The 24,773-nt window shown below is 72.4% G+C and carries 1 protein-coding gene; it reads right to left on the bottom strand.

Annotation, left to right across the window (positions count from 1 at the left end; translation table 11 throughout):
- Positions 1-42 precede the first annotated feature (42 nt).
- Complete coding sequence (locus tag ACIO9J_RS42300; RefSeq protein ID WP_402010957.1) at positions 43-24,768, bottom strand: type I polyketide synthase; 24,726 nt, start codon at positions 24,766-24,768, stop codon at positions 43-45.
- Positions 24,769-24,773 lie beyond the last annotated feature (5 nt).

Genomic DNA, 24,773 nt, shown 5'->3' with positions numbered 1-24,773 from the left:
CCTACCGAGTTGTTCGTTTCGAGCAGCGGGAGCGGCTCGTGCTCAGGAATTGCCGAGTTGTTCGTCGAGCAGCGCGAGCAGCTCATCCGCCGTCGCGGTACGTGCGTCCGTACCGGACTCGGCGGGTTCCGTGCGGTGGTGCGTTTCTTCCCAGATGGCGAGCAGGGCGCGGAGACGGTCTCCGACGGCCACGCTCTGTTCGTCGTCCGGGGTGAGGAGGGAGAGGGTGGATTCCAGTCGGTCCAGTTCGGTGTCGATGGTCGGTGTCCCGCCGCCCGGCAGCCCGTCCAGCACGTGCGCGGCGAGCGCGGACGGCGTGGGGAAGTCGAAGACGAGCGTGGCGGGCAGGCTCAGCCCGGTGGTGGCGTTGAGGAGGTTGCGGAACTCGACCGCGGTGAGCGAGTCGAAGCCCAGCTCCTGGAAGGCGCGGCCGGGTTCCACCAGCTTGGTGCCCTCGTGTCCGAGGACGGCGGCCGCCGCCTCCCGTACGAGGTCGAGCACGGCGCGTTCGCGGTCGGGACCCGACAGGGCGGTCAGCTTGGCCACCATGTCGACCGGCGCCGGTGCCTCCGCCGATCCTTGTCCGCGCTGTACGCCGGGCAGGTCCTGGAGCAGCGGGCTCGGGCGTACGGACGTGAACGCCGGTGCGAACACGCTCCAGTCGACGTCCGCGACGAGTGCCGTCGGTTCGCCCTGCCGGATGGCCCGGTCGAGGGCCGCGACGGCCTGCTCGGGCTCCAGCGGGGCGAGGCCGCGGCGGCGCAGCTGTTCGCCGAGCTGTCCGTCGGCCATGCCGCCGCCGCCCCAAGGCCCCCACGCGACCGCGGTGGCGGGCAGGCCCGCCGCCACGCGCTGTTCCGCGAGTGCGTCGAGGAAGGCGTTGGCGGCCGCGTAGTTGCCCTGGGCCGCCGCACCGAAGGTGCCCGACACGGAGGAGAACATCACGAACGCCGACAGGTCGAGGTCGCGGGTCAGCTCGTGCAGGTTGGCGGCGGCCCCTGCCTTGGGCCGCAGCACGGCGTCGAGCCGCTCGGGGGTGAGCGCGGTCAGGACGCCGTCGTCCAGGGTGCCCGCCGCGTGCACGACGGCGGTGAGCGGGAACTCCTCGGGCACCGAGGCCAGCAGGGCCGCGAGCGCGTCCCGGTCGGCGACGTCGCAGGCCGCGACGGTGACGCGGGCGCCCAGAGCGGTGAGCTCCGCGCGCAGTTCCTCGGCGCCTTCGGCGGCGAGCCCGCGCCTGCTGGTCAGCAGGAGGTGTTCGGCGCCCTTGGCGACCAGCCACCTGGCGACGTGGCCGCCGAGCGAGCCGGTGCCGCCGGTGACGAGCACCGTGCCGGTGGGGTCCCAGTCGTTCAGGCGCGCCGAGGACACCGGCAGGAGCCTTCGGGCGTGGACCCCGCCGGCGCGCAGCGCGACCTGGTCCTCCCCCTGCGTACCGGACAGGACACCGGCGAGGCGGGCGCCGCCGCGCTCGTCCAGCGTCTCGGGCAGGTCGACGAGGCCGCCCCAGCGCTCGGGGTATTCGAGTGCGACGACCCGGCCGAAGCCCCACACCATCGCCTGCTCGGGTGCTGCGGGCGCGTCGGAGTCACCGACCGTGACGCCGCCCCGCGTGGCGCACCACAGCGGGGCCGCGAGGCCGGTGTCGCTGAGGGCCTGGACCAGGGCGAGGGTGGCGTGCAGACCGCCGGACGGCAGTGCGGGGTCGAGCGCGAGCAGCGAGAGGACGCCCGCGACGGGCTCGCCGGTCGCCATCGTGACCGCGAGGGATTCCCGGTCCACCGCTTCGCCGGTCCGTACGGGAACCACGCGGGCCCCGTGCGTGCTCAGCGCGGCGGCGACGGATTCCTCACCGGTGCCGTCCCTGCTGACCACGAGCCAGGTGCCGGTGAGCGCGGCGGCCGTCTCGCCGACGGGCTGCCAGGTGGCGCGGTAGCGCAGGCCGTCGACCGCGGAGTTCTCCGCCTGCTCCTTGCGCCACGACGACAGCCGGGGCAGCACGGCGCTGATCGGGTCGTCCAGGGACACGGCGAGCTCGTCGGCGAGTTCACCGAGGTCGCCGTCGGCGACGGCCGCCCAGAAGCGCGCGTCGACGGACCCGGAGACCTCGCCCGTGGGGGCCGCGGCCAGGGTCGGCCAGTAGCGCTGCCGCTGGAAGGCGTAGGTGGGCAGGTCGACGTGCCTGCCACCGGCGGTCAGTGCGGTCCAGTCGACGGCGACACCCAGCACGTGCAGCCTGGCCGCGGCCGTGACCAGTTCGAGCGTCTCGGACCGGTCGGCGCGCAGCGCGGGCACGAACGCCGCCTCGGGCGCGGTCTGCTGGCCCAGCGCGGTGAGCACCCCGCCGGGGCCGATCTCCAGGAACGTGTCCACGCCCTGGTCCCGCAGCGTGCCGACGGCGTCGGCGAACCGCACCGCGTCGCGCACGTGCCGCACCCAGTACTCCGGCGACGTCAGCTCCTCGGCACCGGCCCGCTCGCCGGTCAGCGTGGAGACGATCGGGATGCCCGGCGCGGCGTACGACACGGTGTCGAGCACCTTGCGGAAGTCGTCCAGCATCGGGTCCATCAGCGGCGAGTGGAACGCGTGGCTGACCTTCAGGCGGGACACCTTCCGGCCCGCGGCGCGCCACCGCTCGGCGACGGCCTCGACGTCGGCCTCGACGCCCGAGATGACCACCGAGGAGGGGCCGTTGACCGCGGCGATGCCCACGGTGTCGGTCAGCTCCGGCAGGATCTCCGCCTCGGTCGCCTGGACCGCGGTCATCGTGCCGCCGGTCGGCAGCGCCTGCATCAGCGCACCGCGCGCCGCCACCACGGCGGCGGCGTCGGCCAGCGACCAGACACCGGCCACGTGTGCCGCGGCGAGCTCGCCGATGGAGTGCCCGGCCAGCATGGCGGGCCGCACACCCCACGACTCCAGGAGCCGGAAGAGCGCCACTTCGACCGCGAACAGAGCGGGCTGGGTCACACCTGTCTCGTTCAGCGCGGCGGCATCGGCATCGGCGTCCGTGCCCTCGCCGAGGAGAACCTCTCGTACGGCGGGGTCGAACTCCGACAGCACCGCGTCCAGCGCCTCGGCGAACACCGGGAAACGGGCGGCCAGTTCGCGGCCCATCCCGATGCGCTGCGAACCCTGGCCCGAGAACAGGAACGCCGTCCTGCGCCCGGCCGCGACACCGGAGACGAGACCGTTGGCGGTCCGCCCGCCGGCGAGCGCGTCGAGCGCGGTGAGCAGTCCCTCGCGGTCCTGCCCGACGACGACGGCCCGGTGGTCGAGCGTGGCCCGCGTCTCCGCGAGCGTGGCCGCGGCGTCGAGCGGGTCCAGGTCCTGGTGCGCCACCAGGTGGGCGCGCAGCCGTCCGGCCTGTGCCCGCAGCGCGTCGTCGCCGCGCGCCGACACCAGCAGCGGAAGTGCGGACGGGTCCTGGGCCACGGCCTTCGGGGCGGCGGCCGGGACGTCCGGTGCCTGCTCGATGATCGCGTGCGCGTTGGTGCCGCTGAAGCCGAAGGACGACACGCCGAACCGGCGCGGCCTCTCGGTCTCCGGCCACGGACGGGCCTCGGTGAGGAGCTCGATGTCACCGGCCGACCAGTCGACCTGCGGGGTCGGCTCGGCGACGTGCAGCGTCTTGGGGAGCACGCCGTGCCGCATCGCCATGACCATCTTGATGACGCCGCCGACGCCCGCCGCGCCCTGCGTGTGACCGATGTTCGACTTCAGCGAACCGAGCCACAGCGGCCGGTCCTCGTCACGGTCCTGGCCGTAGGTGGCCAGGAGCGCCTGCGCCTCGATCGGGTCGCCCAGCTTGGTGCCGGTGCCGTGCGCCTCCATGGCGTCCACGTCGGCCGACTCCAGACCGGCGCTCGCGAGCGCCTGACGGATCACGCGCTGCTGCGAGGGACCGTTCGGGGCGGTCAGACCGTTGGACGCGCCGTCCTGGTTCACCGCGGTTCCGCGTACGACGGCGAGCACGTCGTGCCCGTTGCGGCGGGCGTCGGAGAGGCGCTCCAGGACGAGCATGCCGACGCCCTCGCCCCAGCCGGTGCCTTCGGCGTCCGAAGAGAACGGCCTGCAACGGCCGTCGGCGGACAGGCCGCGCTGGCGGCTGAAGTCCAGGAACGCGCCCGGGGTCGTCATCACCGCGACGCCACCGGCGAGCGCCATCGAGCACTCGCCCGACCGCACCGCCTGCGCGGCGAGGTGCAGGGCCACCAGCGACGACGAGCAGGCCGTGTCGACCGTGACGGCCGGACCTTCGAGGCCGAACGTGTACGACAGCCGGCCGGACGTGACGCTCGCCGCGTTGCCCGTACCGACGTACCCCTCGACGCTCTCCTCGCTCGCGCCGAGCAGCGTGGCGTAGTCCTGGATGCTGGTACCGGCGTAGACGCCGATGTCGCGTCCCCGCACCGAGTTCGGGTCGATGCCCGACCGCTCGAAGGCCTCCCAGGTGATTTCGAGGAGCAGCCGGTGCTGCGGGTCCATGGCGAGGGCCTCGCGGGGCGAGATCCCGAAGAACGCCGGGTCGAACTGGTCGGCGTCGTGCAGGAAGCCGCCGTGGCGGGTGTACGCGGTGCCCATGTGGTCGGGGTCCGGGTGGTAGATCGCGTCCAGGTCCCAGCCACGGTTGACGGGGAACTCGCTGATGGCGTCGGCGCCGTCGGCGACGAGCCGCCACAGGTCCTCCGGCGAGGTGACCCCGCCCGGGTAGCGGCAGCTCATGCCGACGATCGCGATCGGCTCGTCGGACACGGCGACGGTCCTGCGGGTGCGTGCCTCGACGGCGGGCGCGCCCGCGAGCTCGGACACCAGGTACGCGACGAGCGCGTCCGGGGTCGGATAGTCGAAGACCAGCGTGGCGGGCAGCCGCAGCTCGGTGGCCGCGTTGAGCCGGTCACGGAACTCGACGGCGGTCAGGGAGTCGAACCCGAGCTCCTTGAAGGCGCGTTCGGGTACGACGGCGTGCGCCGAGCTGTGCCCGAGCACCACGGCCACGTGCCCGAGCACGAGGTCGAGCAGCGTCTTCTCCCGCTCCGCCGCGGTCAGCCCCGCGAGCGACTGCGCAAGGGCGGACGCGGCGGCGCCGTTGCCCGCGGACGCGGACGCCCTGCGCGTGGAGCCCCGCACGAGTCCGCGCAGCAGGTGCGGCACGGGCCGCGAGCGCGCCTGGCGGTGCAGCACCGGCAGGTCGAGCGGGATCGGGACGAGCACGGCACGGTCCGTGGCGCCCGCCGCGTCGAAGAGGGCCAGGCCCTCGTCCGCGCCGATCGGAGCCACACCGCTCCGGGTCATCGGCAGCGCGTCGGCCTCGTCGAGGCCGCCCGCCGTACCGTTCGCGTCGGCCCACAGGCCCCAGGCGAGGGAGGTAGCGGCGAGTCCGTTGGCACGGCGGTGCTGCGCGAGGGCGTCCAGGAAGGCGTTCGCCGCCGCGTAGTTGCCCTGTCCGGAGTCACCGAGGGTCCCGGCCGCCGAGGAGAACAGCACGAAGGCGGACAGGTCCAGGTCGCGGGTCAGCTCGTGCAGGTGCCAGGCCGCGTCGGCCTTGGGCCGGAAGACGGTGTCGATCCGGTCCGGGGTCAGCGAGCCGATCGTGCCGTCGTCCAGCACGCCTGCCGCGTGTACGACAGCGGAGATCTCGTGCTCGGACAGCAGGCCCTTGAGGGCGTCGCGGTCGGCGACGTCGCAGGCCGCGAACGTCACCTCGGCGCCCTGCACGGTGAGTTCATCGCGCAGCTCCTCGGCACCCTCGGCTGTGGCGCCGCGCCTGCTGACCAGCAGCAGGTTGCGTACGCCGCGCTCGGCGACCAGGTGCCGGGCGAAGAGTCCACCCAGCGTGCCAGTGGCACCGGTGACCAGCACCGCGCCCGAACCGAAACCGGGGTCCTCCGCTGCGGAGGGCTCGACCCTGGCCAGGCGCGGCACACGCACCTCGCCGGAACGCACCGCGAGCTGCGGCTCACCGGTAGCCAGCGCGGACGCCAGTTCCTCACGGGAAGCTGAGCCGTCCGTGTCGACCAGGACGATCCGGTCCGGGTTCTCCGACTGGGCGGAACGAACCAGGCCCCATACGGCGGCTTGCGCCACATCCCGTACGTCGTCGTCAACGGTCGCGGCGATCGCACCGTTGGTGACGATCACCAGGCGCGTAGCGCCGAACTCCTCGCTGTCCAGCCAGGATTGAACCGTGGTGAGAGCCCAGTACGCCGACTCATGGGCGTTGGCGACCGGGTCCGTTCCCGAGGTGACGGGGCACGACACGGCCACGAACTCGGGCAGTTCCTGCGCACCCGCGAGCGAGTCCAGATCAGCCCATTCGACCGTCGGAACATCGCTGTCCGACACCGCGGTCGACACCCAGTCGACGCCGAACAGCGACTCCCGGTCCTGTCGCGCGGGCTTCGCCGCCATGGGACGGAGCACCAGCGAGTCGACCGTGGCCACCGGAGCGCCGGAGCCGTCCGCGACCGTCAGCGCCACCGCGTCCGCGCCCGCAGGTGCGAGGCGCACCCGCAGCGACGTCGCGCCCGAGGCGTGCAGGCGCACACCCGACCACGCGAACGGCAGACCGCCGGATTCGCCGTCGCCACCCGCGAGACCGATCGCGTGCAGCGAGGCGTCGAGCAGCGCCGGGTGCAGACCGAAGCCGTCCACGCCCGTGCCGTCCGGCAGGGCCACCTCGGCGAACACCTCGTCGCCCTTGCGCCAGGCGGCCCGCAGGCCCTGGAACAGCGGGCCGTAGCCGAAACCACCGTCGGACATTCGGTCGTAGTGACCCTCCAGGTCCACGGCCTCCGCATCCGCGGGCGGCCACGCGACCAGCGAGGTCCCAGCGGACTGCGCGCCCTCGCGCAGCACGCCGGTGGCGTGGCGCGTCCATGCGCGACCGTCGTCGGTGTCGCCGACGCTGGAGTGGAACGTCAGCTCGCGGCGGCCCGACGCGTCCTCCGCGCCGACCCACACCTGAACCCGTACCGAACCGTGCTCGGGCAGTACGAGGGGAGCTTCGAGCGTCAGCTCCTCGACCAGGTCACATCCGACCTGGTCACCGGCGCGCACCGCCAGTTCGACGAACGCGGCACCGGGCAGCAGCACCGAACCCTGGACGAGGGAGTCGGCGAGCCACGGGTGGGTCTGGAGCGAGAGCCGGCCGGTCAGCAGCACACCATCGGTGCCGCCCACCGTGACGGCCGCGCCGAGCAGCGGGTGCTCGGCCGAACCGAGCCCGACCGCGGCGACATCGCCCAGCATCGGCTGGACGGCGGGCCAGAAGCGCTCGCGCTGGAAGGCGTACGTCGGCAGGTCCACGTGTCCCGCGCCGCGACCGGCGAAGAACACGTCCCAGTCCACCCGGACTCCACGCACGTGGAGTTGACCGGCGGCCGTGGTGGCGGCCAGCGCCTCGGGGCGGTCGCCGCGCAGGGTCGGTACGAAGGTGGCGTCCGGCGCGGACTCACGGCCCAGCGCCGACAGCGTGCCGCCGGGGCCGACCTCGACGAAGATGCCCACACCCTCGTCCACGAGCGTGGCGACGGCGTCGGCGAACCGGACGGACTCGCGTACATGGCGCACCCAGTACTCCGGGGAGGCGAGCTCCTCGGCACCGGCAGGCCGACCCGTCAGCGTCGAGACGATCGGGATGGCAGGGGCCTCGTAGGAAACGCTCTCCAGGACCGCGCGGAACTCGTCCAGCATCGGGTCCATCAGAGGCGAGTGGAAGGCGTGACTGACCTTCAGACGGGACACCTTGCGACCTGCCTCGCGCCACCGCTCGGCGACCGCGTCCACATCGGCCTCGACGCCCGAAATCACCACGGAGGACGGGCCGTTGACCGCCGCGATGCCCACCGTGTCGGACAGATCCGAGGCCAGCTCCGCCTCCGACGCCTGGATCGCGACCATCGCGCCGCCGGACGGCAGCGCCTGCATCAGCGCGCCACGCGCCGAGACGACCTTGACCGCGTCCGCGAGGGACCACACACCCGATACGTGTGCGGCGGCCAGCTCACCGATGGAGTGACCCGCGAGCAGGTCGGGGCGCACGCCCCACGACTCCAGGAGACGGAAGAGGGCGACCTCGACCGCGAACAGTGCGGGCTGGGTCACGCCCGTCTCGTTCAGCGCGGCGGCATCAGCATCCTCGTCTTCGCCGTACAGCACCTCACGTACGACAGGGTCGAACTCACCCAGTACAGCATCCAGGGCGTCCGCGAACACCGGGAAACGAACCGCCAGTTCACGCCCCATCCCCAACCGCTGCGAACCCTGCCCCGAGAACAGGAAGCCCACCCGACCGGGCGCATCGGCAAGCCCCGTGACCACGGCGCCGGTTGCCCGGTCCTCGGCCAGGGTCTCCAGAGCGGCAAGCAGCTCCGAGCGGTCGGCGCCGGCCACCACGGCACGGTGCTCAAGCACTGCGCGGGAGGACACCAACGCACGACCCACGTCCGTCACGGACAGATCGGACGCCTCGTCCACGAAGGACTTCAGCCGCGCGGCCTGCTCCCGCAGCGCTTCCACGCTCCGCGCGGAGAGCACCCACGGGACAAGTCCCTCGTGCTGAGGCTCGGGGGCTTCCGCCTGCTCGGCGGCGGGAGTCCGCGGGGCCTGCTCGACGATGACGTGCGCGTTCGTGCCGCTCACGCCGAACGACGACACGCCCGCACGCCACGGCTGCCCGGTCTCCGGCCAGGCGCGCGCCTCGGTGAGGAGCTCCACCGCACCCGCCGACCAGTCCACGTGCGACGACGGCGCGTCCACGTGCAGCGTCTTGGGCAGCACACCTTCCCGCATCGCCATGACCATCTTGATCACACCCGCGACACCCGCCGCGGCCTGCGTGTGACCGATGTTCGACTTCACCGAGCCGAGCAACAGCGGCTCGGCGCCGCGGTCCTGGCCGTAGGTCGCGAGAAGCGCCTGGGCCTCGATCGGGTCACCGAGCTTGGTGCCCGTTCCGTGTGCCTCGACGACGTCAACGTCGGTCGGGGCAAGGCCCGCGCTCGCCAGTGCCTGGCGGATGACGCGCTGCTGGGAGGGACCGTTCGGGGCGGTCAGACCGTTGGACGCACCGTCCTGGTTGACCGCCGAGCCGCGTACGACCGCGAGGATCTGGTGGCCGTTGCGCTGAGCGTCCGAGAGACGCTCGACGAGCAGCATGCCGACGCCCTCGCCCCAGCCGGTGCCGTCGGCGGCATCCGCGAACGCCTTGACGCGGCCGTCCACGGACAGCCCTCGCTGGCGGCTGAACTCGATGAACGCACCCGGCGTCGACATCACGGTCACACCGCCGACCAGGGCCAGTTCACACTCGCCCTTGTGCAGTGCCTGGCTCGCCCAGTGGAGGGCGACCAGGGACGACGAGCAGGCCGTGTCGACCGTGACGGCCGGGCCTTCGAGTCCGAAGGTGTAGGAGAGCCGGCCGGAGATGACACTCGCGGCGTTGCCGGTGCCCGCGTACCCCTCCACGCTCTCGCGGGAGGCCATCAACAGCGTGCCGTAGTCCTGGCCGTTGGTGCCGACGAAGACACCGGACCGGCTGCCGCGCAGCGAGTTGGGGTCGATGCCCGCCCGCTCGAACGCCTCCCAGGAGGTTTCCAGGAGCAGGCGCTGCTGCGGGTCCATCGCCAGGGCCTCACGCGGCGAGATCCCGAAGAACGACGGATCGAACTCCGCGACACCGTCGAGGAAGGCACCCATCCGGCTGTAGGTGGTGCCCGAACGCTCGGGATCGGGGTCGGGGTCGTAGAGCGACTCGATGTCCCAACCCCGGTCCGTCGGGAACTGCGCCACGGCGTCCCCGCCCTCGGCCACGAGACGCCACAGGTCCTCCGGCGACTCGACGCCACCGGGGAAGCGGCAGCTCATGCCCACGATCACGATCGGCTCGTCCGCCACCACCGCGACCGAGTCATTCGACACGACATCGACCACGCCACCCAGCAGCTCCGCGCCAAGGTGCGCGGCCAACGCAGCCGGGGTCGGGTAGTCGAACACCAGCGTGGCCGGGAGCGCCAGCTCCGTCGCCGCGTTCAAGCGGTTACGCAGCTCGACCGAGCTGAGCGAGTCGAAACCGAGCTCCTTGAACGCACGCTCGGAGCCGATCGCCTGGGCCGAGCCGTGGCCCAGCACCACCGCCACATGCCCCAGCACCAGATCGAGAAGCGCCTTCTCACGCTCCGCCACCGGAAGGCCCGCCAGCGACTGCGCCAGCGCCGACCCGGCAACGACAAGACCCGACTCGGCCACCCGGCGCACCGAACCCCGCACCAGACCACGCAGCAGATACGGCACCGGCTGCGAACGCGCCTGGCGATGCAGCACCGGCAGGTCGAGCGGAACCGGCGCGAGAAGCGCGCGGCCCGTCGTACCCGCCGCGTCGAACAGCGCGAGCCCCTCGGCCGCACCGATCGGGACGACACCACTGCGCGTCATCCGTCGCACGTCGGTGTCGTCGAGGCTGCCCGCCATGCCGCCACCCGAGGCCCACAGGCCCCAGGCGAGGGAGGTCGCGGCGAGGCCGCTGGCGCGACGGTGCTGGGCGAGCGCGTCCAGGAAGGCGTTGGCCGCGGCGTAGTTGCCCTGACCGGGGCCGCCGAGGAGGCCTGCCACCGAGGAGAACAGTACGAAGGCGGACAGGTCCAGGTCGCTGGTCAGCTCGTGGAGATTCCAGGCCGCGTCGACCTTCGGACGGAAGACGGTGTCGATCCGCTCCGCGGTCAGCGAGCCGATCGTGCCGTCGTCCAGCACGCCTGCCGTGTGTACGACGGCGGAGATCTCGTGGCTGTCGAGCAGGTCCTTGACGGCGTCGCGGTCGGCGACGTCGCAAGCGGCGAAGGTCACCTCGGCGCCCTGCGCGACGAGGTCGTCGCGCAGTTCCTCGGCACCCTCGGCGGCCGCACCGCGCCTGCTGACCAGCAGCAGGTTGCGTACGCCGCGCTCGGCGACCAGGTGCCGGGCGAAGAGTCCACCCAGCGTGCCGGTGGCACCGGTGACCAGCACCGCGCCCGAACCGAAGCCCGGGTCCTCCGCTGCGGAGGGCTCGACCCTGGCCAGGCGCGGCACACGCACCTCGCCGGAACGCACCGCGAGCTGCGGCTCACCCGTGGCCAGCGCGGACGCCAGTACGTCACGCGAGACCGCGTCATCGTCCATGTCGACCAGGACGATCCGGTCCGGGTTCTCCGACTGAGCCGAACGCACCAGGCCCCACACGGCGGCCTGCGCCACATCCCATACGTCCTCGCCGGCCGTGGCGGCGATCGCGCCACGGGTCACGATCACCAGGCGCGCAGCATCGAACTCCGCTCCGTCCAGCCAGGATTGGACCGTGGCCAGGGCCCAGTGCGCCGCCTCGTGGGCGTTGGCGACCAGGTCCGAGCCCGACGTGACCGGGCACGCCACGGCGACGAACTCAGGCAGCTCCTGCGCACCCGCGAGCGCGTCCAGGCCAGACCACGCAACCGCCGGAACAGCACTGTCCGGCACCGGAGTTGAGACCCACTCGACGCCGAACAGGGCGTCGTCCTGACCGCGGCCGGCGAACTGCTCCGGCGACACCGGGCGCAGCACCAGCGAGTCGACCGTGGCCACCGGAGCGCCGGAGCCGTCCGCGACCGTCAGCGCGACGCCGTCCGAGCCGGTGGGCGCGAGGCGCACCCGCAGCGTCGTCGCGCCCGAGGCGTGCAGGCGCACACCCGACCACGAAAACGGCAGACCGCCAGAGTCGCCGTCGACATCGCCGTCCGTCAGACCGACCACCTGCAACGCCGCATCCAGCAGCGCCGGGTGCAGACCAAACCCTTCGGCCTTCACACCCTCCGGCAGCGCGACCTCGGCGAACACCTCATCGCCGACCCGCCACGCGGACCGCAGCCCCTGGAACACCGGACCGTAGGCGAAGCCCAGCTCCGCCAACTCACCGTAGAACGAGTCCAGTTCCAGGGCCTCGGCACGCGCCGGCGGCCACTCGGTTAGCGACACCTCATCAGAACGGCCGCCCTCGCACACCACACCCGTGGCGTGGCGGGTCCATGCGCGGCCGTCGTCGGAGTCGCCGACGCTGGAGTGGACGGTCAGCTCACGCCGACCCGATTCGTCGGCAGTCCCGACCCACACCTGAACCCGTACCGAACCGTGCTCGGGCAGTACGAGGGGGGCTTCGAGCGTCAGCTCCTCGACCAGGTCACATCCGACCTGGTCACCCGCACGTACCGCCAGCTCGACGAAGGCCGTGCCCGGCAGCAGTACGGAACCCCGCACCACATAGTCGGCGAGCCACGGGTGGGTCTGGAGCGAGAGGCGGCCGGTCAGCAGCACGCCGTCCGTGCCACCGAGGGTGACCGTCGCGCCGAGCAACGGGTGCTCGGCGGCACCGAGCCCGGCCGCCGCGACGTTGCCGATCACCGGCAGGACGTCGGGCCAGAAGCGCTCGCGCTGGAAGGCGTACGTCGGCAACTCGATGCGGCGGGCGCCGCGACCTGCGAAGAAGGCCTCCCAGTCCACTCGGACACCCCGCGCGTGGAGCTGTCCGGCGGCCGTCATCGCGGCCGCCACCTCGGGGCGGTCGCTCCGCAGCGTCGGTACGAAGGTGGCGTTCGGCGCGGACTCCTGGCCGAGGGCCGAGAGCGTGCCGCCGGGGCCGACCTCGATGAACGTGCCCACGCCCTCGCCGACGAGCGTGCCGACCGCGTCGGCGAACCGGACGGACTCGCGGACGTGGCGCACCCAGTACGCGGACGAGGTCAACTCCTCGGCCGTGGCACGGGATCCGGTCAGCGTCGACACGATCGGGATGGCAGGGGTGTCGTAGGAAACGCTGTCCAGAACCGTGCGGAACTCGTCCAGCATCGGGTCCATCAGCGGCGAGTGGAAGGCGTGGCTGACCTTCAGACGGGACACCTTCCGGCCCGCCGCACGCCAACGCTCCGCGACCGCGTCCACGTCAGCCTCGACACCCGAAATCACCACAGAGGACGGGCCGTTGATCGCCGCGATGCCCACCGTTCCGGACAGGTCAGCGGCGAGTTCGGCCTCCGACGCCTGGATCGCGACCATCGCGCCGCCCTCAGGCAGCGCCTGCATCAGCGCGCCACGCGCCGACACCACCTTCACGGCGTCGGCCAGCGACCACACACCCGCCACATGCGCGGCAGCAAGCTCACCGATCGAGTGACCAACGAGGACATCGGGGCGCACCCCGAAGGACTCAAGGAGCCGGAACAGCGCGACCTCGACCGCGAACAGCGCGGGCTGCGTCACACCCGTCTCGTTCAGCGCGTCAGCATCCTCACCGAAGAGAACCTCACGCACCGCCGGGTCGAACTCCGACAGCACCGCGTCCAGAGCGTCAGCGAACACCGGGAAACGGGCGGCCAGCTCACGCCCCATCCCCAGCCGCTGCGAACCCTGACCCGAGAACAGGAAGCCCACCCGACCAGGCTCATCAGCCACGCCCGTGACCACCGCACCGGTCACCTGGCCCTCGGCCAGAGCCGTCAGCGCGGACACGAACTCGGCGCGGTCGGCGGACACGACCACCGCACGGTGGTCCAACGCCGAACGCGTCGTAGCCAGCGAGTAGCCGACGTCGACGGGCTCGTGCGCATCCACCAGGGACAGCAGACGCTCCGCCTGCCCACGCAACGCGCCCTCGTCACCGGCCGAGAGCACCCACGGCACCACGCCACCGTCACGTACCGGCTCAACAGCCTCGACCGGCTCGGCGGCCGGGGCCTGCTCGATGATCGTGTGCGCATTCGTGCCGGAGAAACCGAACGACGACACACCCGCACGCAACGGCTGACCCGTCTCCGGCCAGGAGCGCGCCTCCGCCAGCAGCTCCACCGCGCCCGCCGACCAGTCGACGTGCGGCGACGGCTCATCCACGTGGAGAGTCTTGGGCAGCACGCCGTGGCGCATGGCCATGACCATCTTGATCACGCCGGCGACACCAGCCGCGGCCTGCGTGTGACCGAGGTTCGACTTCACCGAACCCAGCAGCAGCGGCTCACCGTCACGGTCCTGGCCGTAGGTCGCGAGAAGCGCCTGGGCCTCGATCGGATCGCCCAGCTTGGTGCCCGTGCCGTGCGCCTCGACCACGTCCACGTCGGACGGGGCCAGGCCCGCGCTCGCCAGCGCCTGACGGATCACGCGCTGCTGCGACGGACCGTTCGGGGCCGTGAGGCCGTTGGACGCGCCGTCCTGGTTCACCGCGGAACCCCGCACCAAGGCAAGCACCTGATGCCCGTTGCGCTGGGCGTCGGAGAGGCGCTCGACGAAGAGCATGCCCACGCCCTCGCCCCAGCCCGTGCCGTCCGCGCCGGCGGCGAACGCCTTGCAGCGGCCGTCCTCGGCGAGGCCGCGCTGGCGGCTGAACTCCACGAACGCACCCGGCGTCGACATCACCGTGACGCCACCCGCCAGGGCCATCTCGCACTCGCCGGAGCGCAGCGCCTGGACCGCGAGGTGCAGGGCGACCAGCGACGAGGAGCACGCCGTGTCCACGGTCACGGCCGGACCCTCGAAGCCGTACGTGTACGAGAGACGGCCCGAGGCCACGCTCGCCGCGTTGCCGGTCGCCACATAGCCGCCGACATCCTCGGCCGCACCGCCGAGGACGAGGCCGTAGTCCTGCACGTTCGAGCCGACGAACACGCCGACGCGCTCACCGCGCAGCGACGCCGAGTCGACCCCGGCCCGCTCGAACGCCTCCCACGACGTTTCGAGGAGCAGGCGCTGCTGCGGGTCCATCGCCAGGGCCTCGCGCGGCGAGATCCCGAAGAAGCCCGCGTCGAACCCGCCGACGTCCGAGAGGAACGCGCCGGACCGCGAGTACGAAGTGCCGATCCCGTCCGGGTCCGGGTCGTACAGCGCCTCCAGGTCCCAGCCGCGGTCGGTCGGGAACTCCGACACCGCGTCCCCGCCGGACAGGAGCACCTGCCAGAGGTCTTCGGGGCTGGCGACGCCGCCGGGGTAACGGCAGGCCATCGCCACGATCGCGATCGGCTCGTCGGTGGCACCGGAGACAGCGGCGGGACCGGCGGGGGCCGCCAAGTCCGCGCCGGAGAGCTCGGTGCGGAGGAAGGCAGCGAGGGCCGCCGCGTTGGGGTAGTCGTAGACCAGCGTCGCCGGAAGCGCGACACCCGTGACCTCACTCAGCCGCGAACGCAGCTCCACGGCAGTCAGTGAGTCGAAGCCCAACTCCTTGAACGCACGCGCCGGGGAGAGGGCGTCACCGGACACGTGGCCCAGCACCGCCGCAGCCTCATAGCGCACCAGCTCGGTGAGCTGACGCTCCTGCTCGGCCTCGTCCAGACCCACCAGACGCTGCGCCAGCTCCGAGAGCCCACTGTCCGCGGACGTCGCCGCGAACGCCTCCCGCACCTGCGGCAGTTCACTCAACAACGGACTCGGACGCTGGGCCATGAACGTGCCCGCGAACCGCTCCCAGTCCACATCAGCAATAGCGACGTTCCCGTCACCGCGCTCCAACGCCGTGGCCAGACCCGTGATCGCCACCGCCGGAGCCATCGTCGGCAGACCCCGACGCCGCAACTGCTCCGCCGCATCCACACCGGCACCAGCAACCATGCCGCCGCCACCCCACGGACCCCACGCAACAGCCGTCGCACACAGACCAGATGCCCGACGATGCTCAGCAAGCGAGTCCAGATAGGCGTTGGCCGCCGCATACGCGCCCTGCCCACCACTGCCCCACACACCGGCAATCGACGAGAACAAGACGAACGCGTCCAACTGCCGCTCCCCCAGCAGCTCATGGAGATTGCGCGCACCGTCGACCTTCGCCGTCAGCACACCCGCGAACCCACTCAAGTCCGCCGGATCCATGTCCACCAGCACACCCGAACGCTCCACACCCGCCGCATGCACCACCGCGGTGAGCGGGAACTCCTCGGGCACCGAGGCCAGCACGTCCGCCAGGGCATCCCGGTCGGCGACGTCGCAGGCCGCGATCGTGACCTGGGCGCCCAACTCGGTCAGCTCCGCACGCAGTTCCTCCGCGCCTTCGGCCGCCGGTCCGCGCCGGTTGGTCAGCAGCAGGTGCTCGGCGCCCTTGCCCGCCAGCCACCTGGCGACATGCGCACCGAGCGCGCCGGTACCACCGGTGATCAGGACCGTTCCTCGCGGGGACCAGCCCGTCCCTGACGTCTTGCCCAGCGGCGCGGGCACCAGCCTGCGCCCCAGGATCCCGCCGCCGCGCAGCGCGACCTGGTCCTCGCCGTCGGACCCGGCAAGCACCGAGACCAGCAGGTCGCCCGTCGCTTCGTCCTGCGCCTCGGGCAGGTCGACCAGGCCGCCCCAACGGCCCGGCTGCTCCAGGGCGGCCACCCGGCCAAGACCCCACAACATCGACTGCTCGAACCCGACGACCGCGTCATCCGCACCCGCCGACACCGCACCCGACGTCAGCGACCACAAACGTACGTCCGCGTCACCAAGGGCCTGCAACAGACCGACCGTCGCAGCGATACCCGTAGGAACGGTCGCCCCACCCGCGTCCGCGAGCCCGAGCAGCGAGACGACTCCGTCGAACGACGAAAGATCCGCCAACTCCCCTGCCCAGTCCGCCGATTCCGGATCCACGTGCAGGACGCGCACATCGCCCGCACCGTTCCGGACCAGCGACTCACGCACCCACTCGGCACGCGCCTCACCCGTCGCGGCGACGACCAGCCACTCACCGTCCAGGCGACCCGACCCGGCAGCCACCGGCTGCCACTCCACCCGATAACGCCAGCCGTCGACCGTGGAACGCCCCTGCTGCTCCTTGCGCCACGCGGAAAGCCGAGGCAGGACCGCACTCAGCGGAGCGTCCGACGACACGTCCAGCGTGCGGGCGACATCGTCCAGATCGCCGTCCTCGACGACGTCCCAGAACCACGCGTCGGCCGGCGACAGCTGCTCGGCGCGCTCGGAGGGCCGCACGTCCAGCCAGTAGCGCTGGTGCTGGAAGGCGTACGTCGGCAGGTCGACGCGCCGGGCACCACGAGCCGCGAAGTACGCGGGCCAGTCGACCGTCACACCCCGCGTGTGAAGCGCACCGACCGTGCTGACCAGCGCGCTCTCCTCGGCCCTGTCCGCGCGCAACGCGGGCAGGAACACGGAGTCGGGAGCACACCCGAGACCCAGCGCGGACAGCGTGCCACCCGGGCCGACCTCGACGAACGTGCCGACACCCTGCTCACCCAACGCAAGCACCGCGTCGGCGAACCGCACGGACTCGCGCACGTGGCGCACCCAGTACGCGGGCGAGGCAAGCTCCTCCGCCGTAGCGGGGCGACCCGCCAGCGTCGACACGATCGGAATCGCCGGAGCCGCATACGAAACGGACTCCAGGACCGCACGGAACTCGTCCAGCATCGGGTCCATCAGCGGCGAGTGGAAGGCGTGGCTGACCTTCAGACGGGACACCTTGCGACCCGACTCACGCCAACGCTCGGCGACGGCGTCCACATCGGCCTCGACGCCCGAAATCACCACGGACGACGGCCCGTTGACCGCCGCGATACCCACCGTGTCCGACAGGTCCGAGGCGACCTCGGCCTCCGTCGCCTCGATCGCAACCATCGCGCCACCCGACGGCAGCGCCTGCATCAGCCCGGCACGCGCCGACACGACCTTCACCGCGTCGGCCAACGACCAGACACCCGATACGTGTGCCGCGGCAAGCTCACCGATGGAGTGACCCGCCAGGGCATCGGGCTTCACGCCCCACGACTCAAGAAGACGGAACAGCGCGACCTCGACCGCGAACAGCGCGGGCTGCGTCACACCCGTCTCGTTCAGCGCAGCGGCGTCCTCGTCCTCACCGAAGAGAACCTCACGTACGGCCGGGTCGAACTCCCCCAGGACCGCATCCAGAGCCTCCGCGAACACCGGGAAACGGGCCGCCAGTTCACGCCCCATCCCCAGCCGCTGCGAACCCTGACCCGAGAACAGGAAGCCCAGCAGCCCACCGACGACGGAACCCGTCACCACACCCGCCGACTGCCTGCCCTCCGCGAGCGCGGTCAGCGCGGCGGTCCGGGTCTCCGTGTCCTCCGCGACGACCACCGCGCGCTGCTCCAGCGACGCACGCGTCGTCGCGAGAGAGAAGCCGACGTCCGCGGGGTCGAGGTCGATCACGTCGGACAGCAGCCGAGCAGCCTGCTCGCGGAGCGCCTCCGCGCTCCGGGCCGAGAGGACCCACGGCACCGAGCCGCCGACCACGGTCGGCGTCGCGGGAGTCGGCTCCTCGACGGCCGGGGCCTGCTCGATGATGGTGTGCGCGTTCGTGCCGCTGAAGCCGAACGACGACACACCGAACCGGCGCGGGCGGTCGGTCTCCGGCCACGGACGTGCCTCGGTGAGGAGTTCCACGTCACCGGCCGTCCAGTCGACCTGCGAGGACGGCGCGTCGACGTGCAGCGTCTTGGGCAGCACGCCCTGCCGCATCGCCATGACCATCTTGATCACACCCGCCACACCGGCGGCCGCCTGCGTGTGACCGATGTTCGACTTCACCGAACCCAGCCACAACGGCTGATCGGCGGCGCGGTCCTGACCATAGGTGGCGATCAGGGCCTGAGCCTCGATCGGGTCGCCGAGCGTGGTGCCGGTGCCGTGCGCCTCCATGGCGTCCACGTCGGCCGGGGTCAGACCCGCGCTCGTGAGCGCCTGGCGGATGACGCGCTGCTGGGAGGGACCGTTCGGGGCGGTGAGGCCGTTGGACGCGCCGTCCTGGTTGACCGCCGAGCCGCGGATCACCGCGAGGACGGGGTGGCCGTTGCGCTGGGCGTCGGAAAGGCGCTCCACCAGGAGCATGCCCACGCCCTCGCCCCAGCCCGTGCCGTCCGCGGCATCCGCGAACGCCTTCACCCGGCCGTCGGCGGCAAGGCCGCGCTGGCGGCTGAACTCGATGAACGAGCTCGGCGTCGACATCACCGAAACGCCGCCGACCAGGGCCAGTTCGCACTCGCCCTTGTGCAGGGCGTTCACGGCCAGGTGCAGCGCCACCAGGGACGACGAGCAGGCCGTGTCGACCGTGACGGCCGGGCCCTCGAAGCCGTACGTGTAGGACAGCCGGCCGGAGATGACACTCGCCGAGATGCCGGTGCCCGCGTACCCCTCGACCTCCTCCTGCGCGGCCATCAACAGCGCCGCGTAGTCCTGGCCGTTGGTGCCGACGAAGACGCCCGAACGGCCGCCGCGCAGCGAGTTCGGGTCGATGCCCGCCCGCTCGAACGCCTCCCAGGAGGTCTCCAGGAGCAGGCGCTGCTGCGGGTCCATGGCGAGGGCCTCGCGCGGCGAGATGCCGAAGAACGTCGGGTCGAACTCCGCGACGCCGTCGAGGAAGGCGCCCATCCGGCTGTAGCTGGTGCCCGAACGATCGGGGTCCGCGTCGTACAGCGACTCCAGGTCCCAGCCGCGGTCGTCCGGGAACCCGGCCACCGCGTCCCCGCCGGACTCGACGAGGCGCCACAGGTCTTCCGGCGACTCGACGCCACCGGGGAAGCGGCAGCTCATGCCGACGATCACGATCGGCTCGTCCGCCACCACCGCGACCGAGTCGTTGGAGACCACATCGACCACGCCGCCGAGCAGCTCCGCACCCAGATGCGCGGCCAGCGCAGCCGGGGTCGGGTAGTCGAACACCAGCGTGGCCGGGAGCGCCAGCTCCGTCGCCGCGTTCAAGCGGTTACGCAGCTCCACCGAGCTGAGCGAGTCGAACCCGAGCTCCTTGAACGCACGCTCGGAGCCGATCGCCTGGGCCGAGCCGTGGCCCAGCACCACCGCCACATGCCCCAGCACCAGATCGAGAAGCGCCTTCTCACGCTCCGCGACCGGCAGGCCCGCCAGCGACTGCGCCAGCGCAGAACCGGCCACCACGAGACCCGACTCGGCCACCCGGCGCACCGAACCCCGCACCAGACCACGCAGCAGATACGGCACCGGCTGCGAACGCGCCTGGCGGTGCAGCACCGGCAGGTCGAGCGGGATCGGGACCAGCGTGGAACGACCCGTCGTGCCCGCGGCGTCGAAGAGGGCCAGGCCCTCGGCCGCGCCGATCGGGATCACACCGCCACGGGTCATCCGCTGGACGTCGGTCTCGTCGAGGCTGCCCGCCATGCCGTCCGCGTCGGCCCACAAGCCCCACGCGAGGGAGGTGGCGGCCAGGCCGTTGGCGCGGCGGTGCTGGGCGAGCGCGTCCAGGAAGGCGTTCGCGGCCGCGTAGTTGCCCTGACCGGGGCCGCCGAACACACCGGCGGCGGACGAGAAGAGCACGAAGGCGGACAGGTCCAGGTCGCGGGTCAGTTCGTGCAGATGCCAGGCCGCGTCGACCTTCGGGCGGAACACCGTGTCGATCCGCCCGGCGGTCAGCGAGCCGATCGTGGCATCGTCCAGCACGCCTGCCGTGTGCAGCACGGCGGAGATCTCGTGCTGGGACAGCAGATCCTTGACGGCGTCGCGGTCGGCGACATCGCAAGCCGCGAAGGTCACCTCGGCGCCCTGCGCGACGAGGTCGTCGCGCAGCTCATCGGCGCCCTCGGCTGTGGCGCCGCGCCTGCTGACCAACAGCAGGTTGCGTACGCCCCGCTCAGCGACCAAGTGCCGGGCAAGGAGGCCGCCGAGCGTGCCCGTCGCGCCGGTCACCAGGACCGCACCGGCACCGAAACCGGAGTCCTCCACCACGGACCGACCGGCCCGCGCCAGGCGCGGCGCGCTGACCGCACCCGCGCGCAGCGCCAACTGCGGCTCCCCGGTGGCCAGCGCGGATGCCAGGTTCTCGCGGGAGGCCGACTCGTCCATGTCGACCAGGACGATGCGGTCCGGGTTCTCCGACTGAGCCGAACGCACCAGGCCCCACACCGCGGCCTGCGCCACATCCCGTACGTCCTCGTCGGCCGTGGCAGCGATCGCGCCATTCGTGACGATCACCAGGCGCGAGCCGTCGAACTGCTCGCTCTCCAGCCAGATTTGGACCGTGGCGAGGGCCCAGTGCGCCGCCTCGTGGGCATTGGCGACCGGGTCCGAGCCCGACGTGACCGGGCACGACACGGCGACGAACTCGGGCAGCTCCGCCGCACCGGCAAGCGCGCCCGACTCGGTCCACGCGACCGTCGGAGCGTCGCCCCCGGTCGTCGGCACCGACACCCAGTCGACGCCGAACAGCGCGTCATCGCGGTCATCAGCGGCGAGCTGCTCCTGCGACACCGGGCGCAGCACCAGCGAGTCCACGGTCGCGACCGGGGCACCGGAACCGTCCGACAGGACCAGCGACGCGCCGTCCGTGCCCGTCGGCGTCACCCGCACCCGCAGCGCCGTGGCACCCGAGGCGTGCAGGCGCACACCCGACCACGCGAACGGCAGACCGCCGGATTCGACATCGCCGTCCGTCAGACCGACCGCCTGCAACGCCGCATCCAGCAGCGCCGGGTGCAGACCGAAGCCGTCGACCTTCACACCCTCCGGCAGCGCGACCTCGGCGAACACCTCATCGCCGACCCGCCACGCGGACCGCAGCCCCTGGAACACCGGGCCATAGCCGAAGCCGAGATCCGCCAGCTCTCCGTAGAACGCGCCGAGTTCGACGCCCTCCGCGCCCGACGGAGGCCACTCCGCCTGCGCGACGCCGCCGGAGCGTCCGCCCGCGCCGAGCACACCCGTGGCGTGCCGCGTCCACGAACGGCTGTCGTCGGCGTCCCCCGCGCTGGAGTGGAACGTCAGCTCGCGGCGGCCCGACTCGTCGCCCGCGCCGACCCACACCTGAACCCGTACCGAACCGTGCTCGGGCAGGACGAGAGGGGCTTCGAGCGTCAGCTCCTCGACCAGGTCACATCCGACCTGGTCACCGGCGCGCACCGCCAGCTCGACGAAGGCCGTGCCCGGCAGCAGTACCGAACCGCGCACCACGTAGTCGGCGAGCCACGGATGGGACTGGACCGAGAGGCGGCCCGTCAGGAGCACACCGTCCGTGCCCGCCACCGTGACGGCCGCGCCGAGCAGCGGGTGCTCGGCCGAACCCAGTCCGGCCGCCGTGACGTCGCCCGCCGAGGGCAGGGCGTCCAGCCAGAAGCGCTCGCGCTGGAAGGCGTACGTCGGCAGGTCGACGCGCTGGGCCCCGTGGCCGGCGAAGTACGCGGCCCAGTCCACCTGGACGCCCCGTACGTGCGCCTCCGCGAGGGCGGCCGTCAGTGCCGCCTGCTCCGGGCGGTCGTTCCGCAGCACCGGGACGAACCCGGCCTCCGGCGCGGACTCCTGACCGAGGGCGCACAGCGTGCCGCCCGGTCCGACCTCGACGAACGTGGTAACGCCCTCGTCCACGAGCGCGCCGACGGCGTCGGCGAACCGCACGGACTCGCGCACGTGCCGTACCCAGTACGCCGGGGAGGTCAGCTCCTCGGTGGTGGCCGGCCGGCCCGTCAGCGTGGAGACGACGGGGATCGCGGGAGCTTCGTACGTCACGCTCTCCAGGACCGTGCGGAAGTCCTCCAGCATCGGGTCCATGAGCGGCGAGTGGAAGGCGTGGCTGACCTTGAGACGGGACACCTTGCGGCCCGCCTCGCGCCAGCGCTCCGCCACCGCGTCCACGTCAGCGGCCACGCCCGAAATCACCACGGACGAGGGGCCGTTGACCGCCGCGACGCCGACCGTGTCGGACAGGTCCGAGGCAAGCTCCGCCTCCGACGCCTGGATCGCCACCATCGCGCCGCCCTCAGGGAGCGCCTGCATCAGCGCACCACGCGCCGACACCACCTTCGCCGCATCGGCAAGCGACCACACGCCGGATACGTGTGCCGCGGCCAGCTCGCCGATCGAGTGACCGGCCAGCACGTCGGGGCGCACACCGAGCGACTCCAGGAGGCGGAAGAGTGCCACCTCCACCGCGAACAGCGCGGGCTGGGTCACACCTGTCTCGTTCAGCGCAGCGGCATCAGCATCCGCGTCCTCACCGAACAGCACCTCGCGTACGGCGGGGTCGAACTCCGAAAGGACCGCGTCCAGCGTCTCCGTGAACACCGGGAAACGGGCGGCCAGTTCGCGCCCCATCCCGATCCGCTGCGAACCCTGGCCCGAGAAGAGGAAGCCCAGCAGTCCACCGGCCACGGAACCCGTCACCACGCCCGCCGCCTGCCCGCCCTCGGCGAGCGCGGTCAGTGCGGCGGTCCGGGCGTCCGCGTCGCCCGCGAGGACCACGGCGCGCTGCTCCAGCGAGGCGCGCGTCGTCGCGAGGGAGAAGGCGACGTCCACGGGGTCCAGGCCGAGCACTCCGGAGAGGAGGCGTTCCGCCTGTTCACGCAGGGCGTCGGCGTTCCGGGCGGAGAGGACCCACGGCACGAGGCCGCCCTGCACGGAGTTCTCCGCGGGGGCGGACTCCTCGACCGCCGGGGACTGCTCGGTCTCCGGGGTCTGCTCGGCTTCGGGAGCCTGCTCGACGATGACGTGGGCGTTCGTGCCGCTCACGCCGAACGAGGACACGCCGGCCCGCCACGGGCGGCCCGTCCGCGGCCACTTGCGGGTCTCCGTGAGGAGTTCCACCGCGCCCGCCGACCAGTCCACGTGGGACGAGGGCTCGGTGACGTGGAGCGTCTTGGGCAGCAGGCCGTGCCGCATCGACATGACCATCTTGATCACACCCGCGACACCCGCCGCGGCCTGCGTGTGACCGATGTTGGACTTCACCGAGCCGAGCCAGAGCGGGCGGTCCTCGGGGCGGTCCTGGCCGTAGGTCGCGAGGAGTGCCTGGGCCTCGATGGGGTCGCCCAGCTTGGTGCCCGTGCCGTGCGCCTCCATGGCGTCCACGTCGGCCGGGGTCAGACCCGCGCTCGTGAGCGCCTGGCGGATGACGCGCTGCTGGGAGGGGCCGTTCGGGGCGGTGAGGCCGTTGGAGGCGCCGTCCTGGTTGACGGCGGAGCCGCGTACGACCGCGAGGATCGTGTGGCCGTTGCGCTGGGCGTCGGAGAGGCGCTCCACCAGGAGCATGCCGACGCCCTCGCCCCAGCCGGTGCCGTCGGCGCTGTCGGAGAACGCCTTGCAGCGGCCGTCGGGGGCGAGGCCACGCTGGCGGCTGAACTCGATGAACGACCCGGGCGTCGACATCACGGTCACACCGCCGACGAGGGCCATCTCGCACTCGCCCTTGTGCAGGGCCTGGGTGGCCAGGTGCAGGGCGACGAGGGACGAGGAGCACGCGGTGTCGACCGTGACGGCCGGGCCTTCGAGGCCGAAGGTGTAGGAGAGGCGGCCGGAGATGACGCTCGCCGAGATGCCGGTGCCCGCGTAGCCCTCGACCTCCTCCTGTGCGGCCATGAGCAGCGAGGCGTAGTCCTGGCCGTTGGTGCCGACGAAGACACCGGACCTGCTGCCGCGCAGCGAGTCGGGGTCGATGCCCGCCCGCTCGAACGCCTCCCAGGAGGTCTCCAGGAGCAGGCGCTGCTGCGGGTCCATCGCCGCGGCCTCGCGCGGGGATATCCCGAAGAAGCCGGGGTCGAACTCCGTTGCCTCGTAGAGGAATCCGCCCTCACGGGCGTAGGTGGTGCCCTTGTGCTCGGGGTCCGCGTCGTACAGCGACTCCAGGTCCCAGCCGCGGTCGGCGGGGAATCCCGCGACCGCGTCCGCACCGGACTCGACAAGACGCCACAGGTCCTCCGGCGACTCGACCCCGCCGGGGAAGCGGCAGCTCATGCCGACGATGGCGATCGGCTCGCTGTCCTTCTCCTCGACCTCGCGGAGACGTTGCTTGGTCTGCCGCAGGTCCGCGGTCAGGCGCT

This window comes from Streptomyces sp. NPDC087300, assembly GCF_044744425.1.
In the GTDB taxonomy this organism is placed as follows: domain Bacteria; phylum Actinomycetota; class Actinomycetes; order Streptomycetales; family Streptomycetaceae; genus Streptomyces.
The sequence above is the reverse complement of the archived record's forward strand: the minus strand, read 5'-3'. Positions and strand labels throughout refer to the sequence as shown.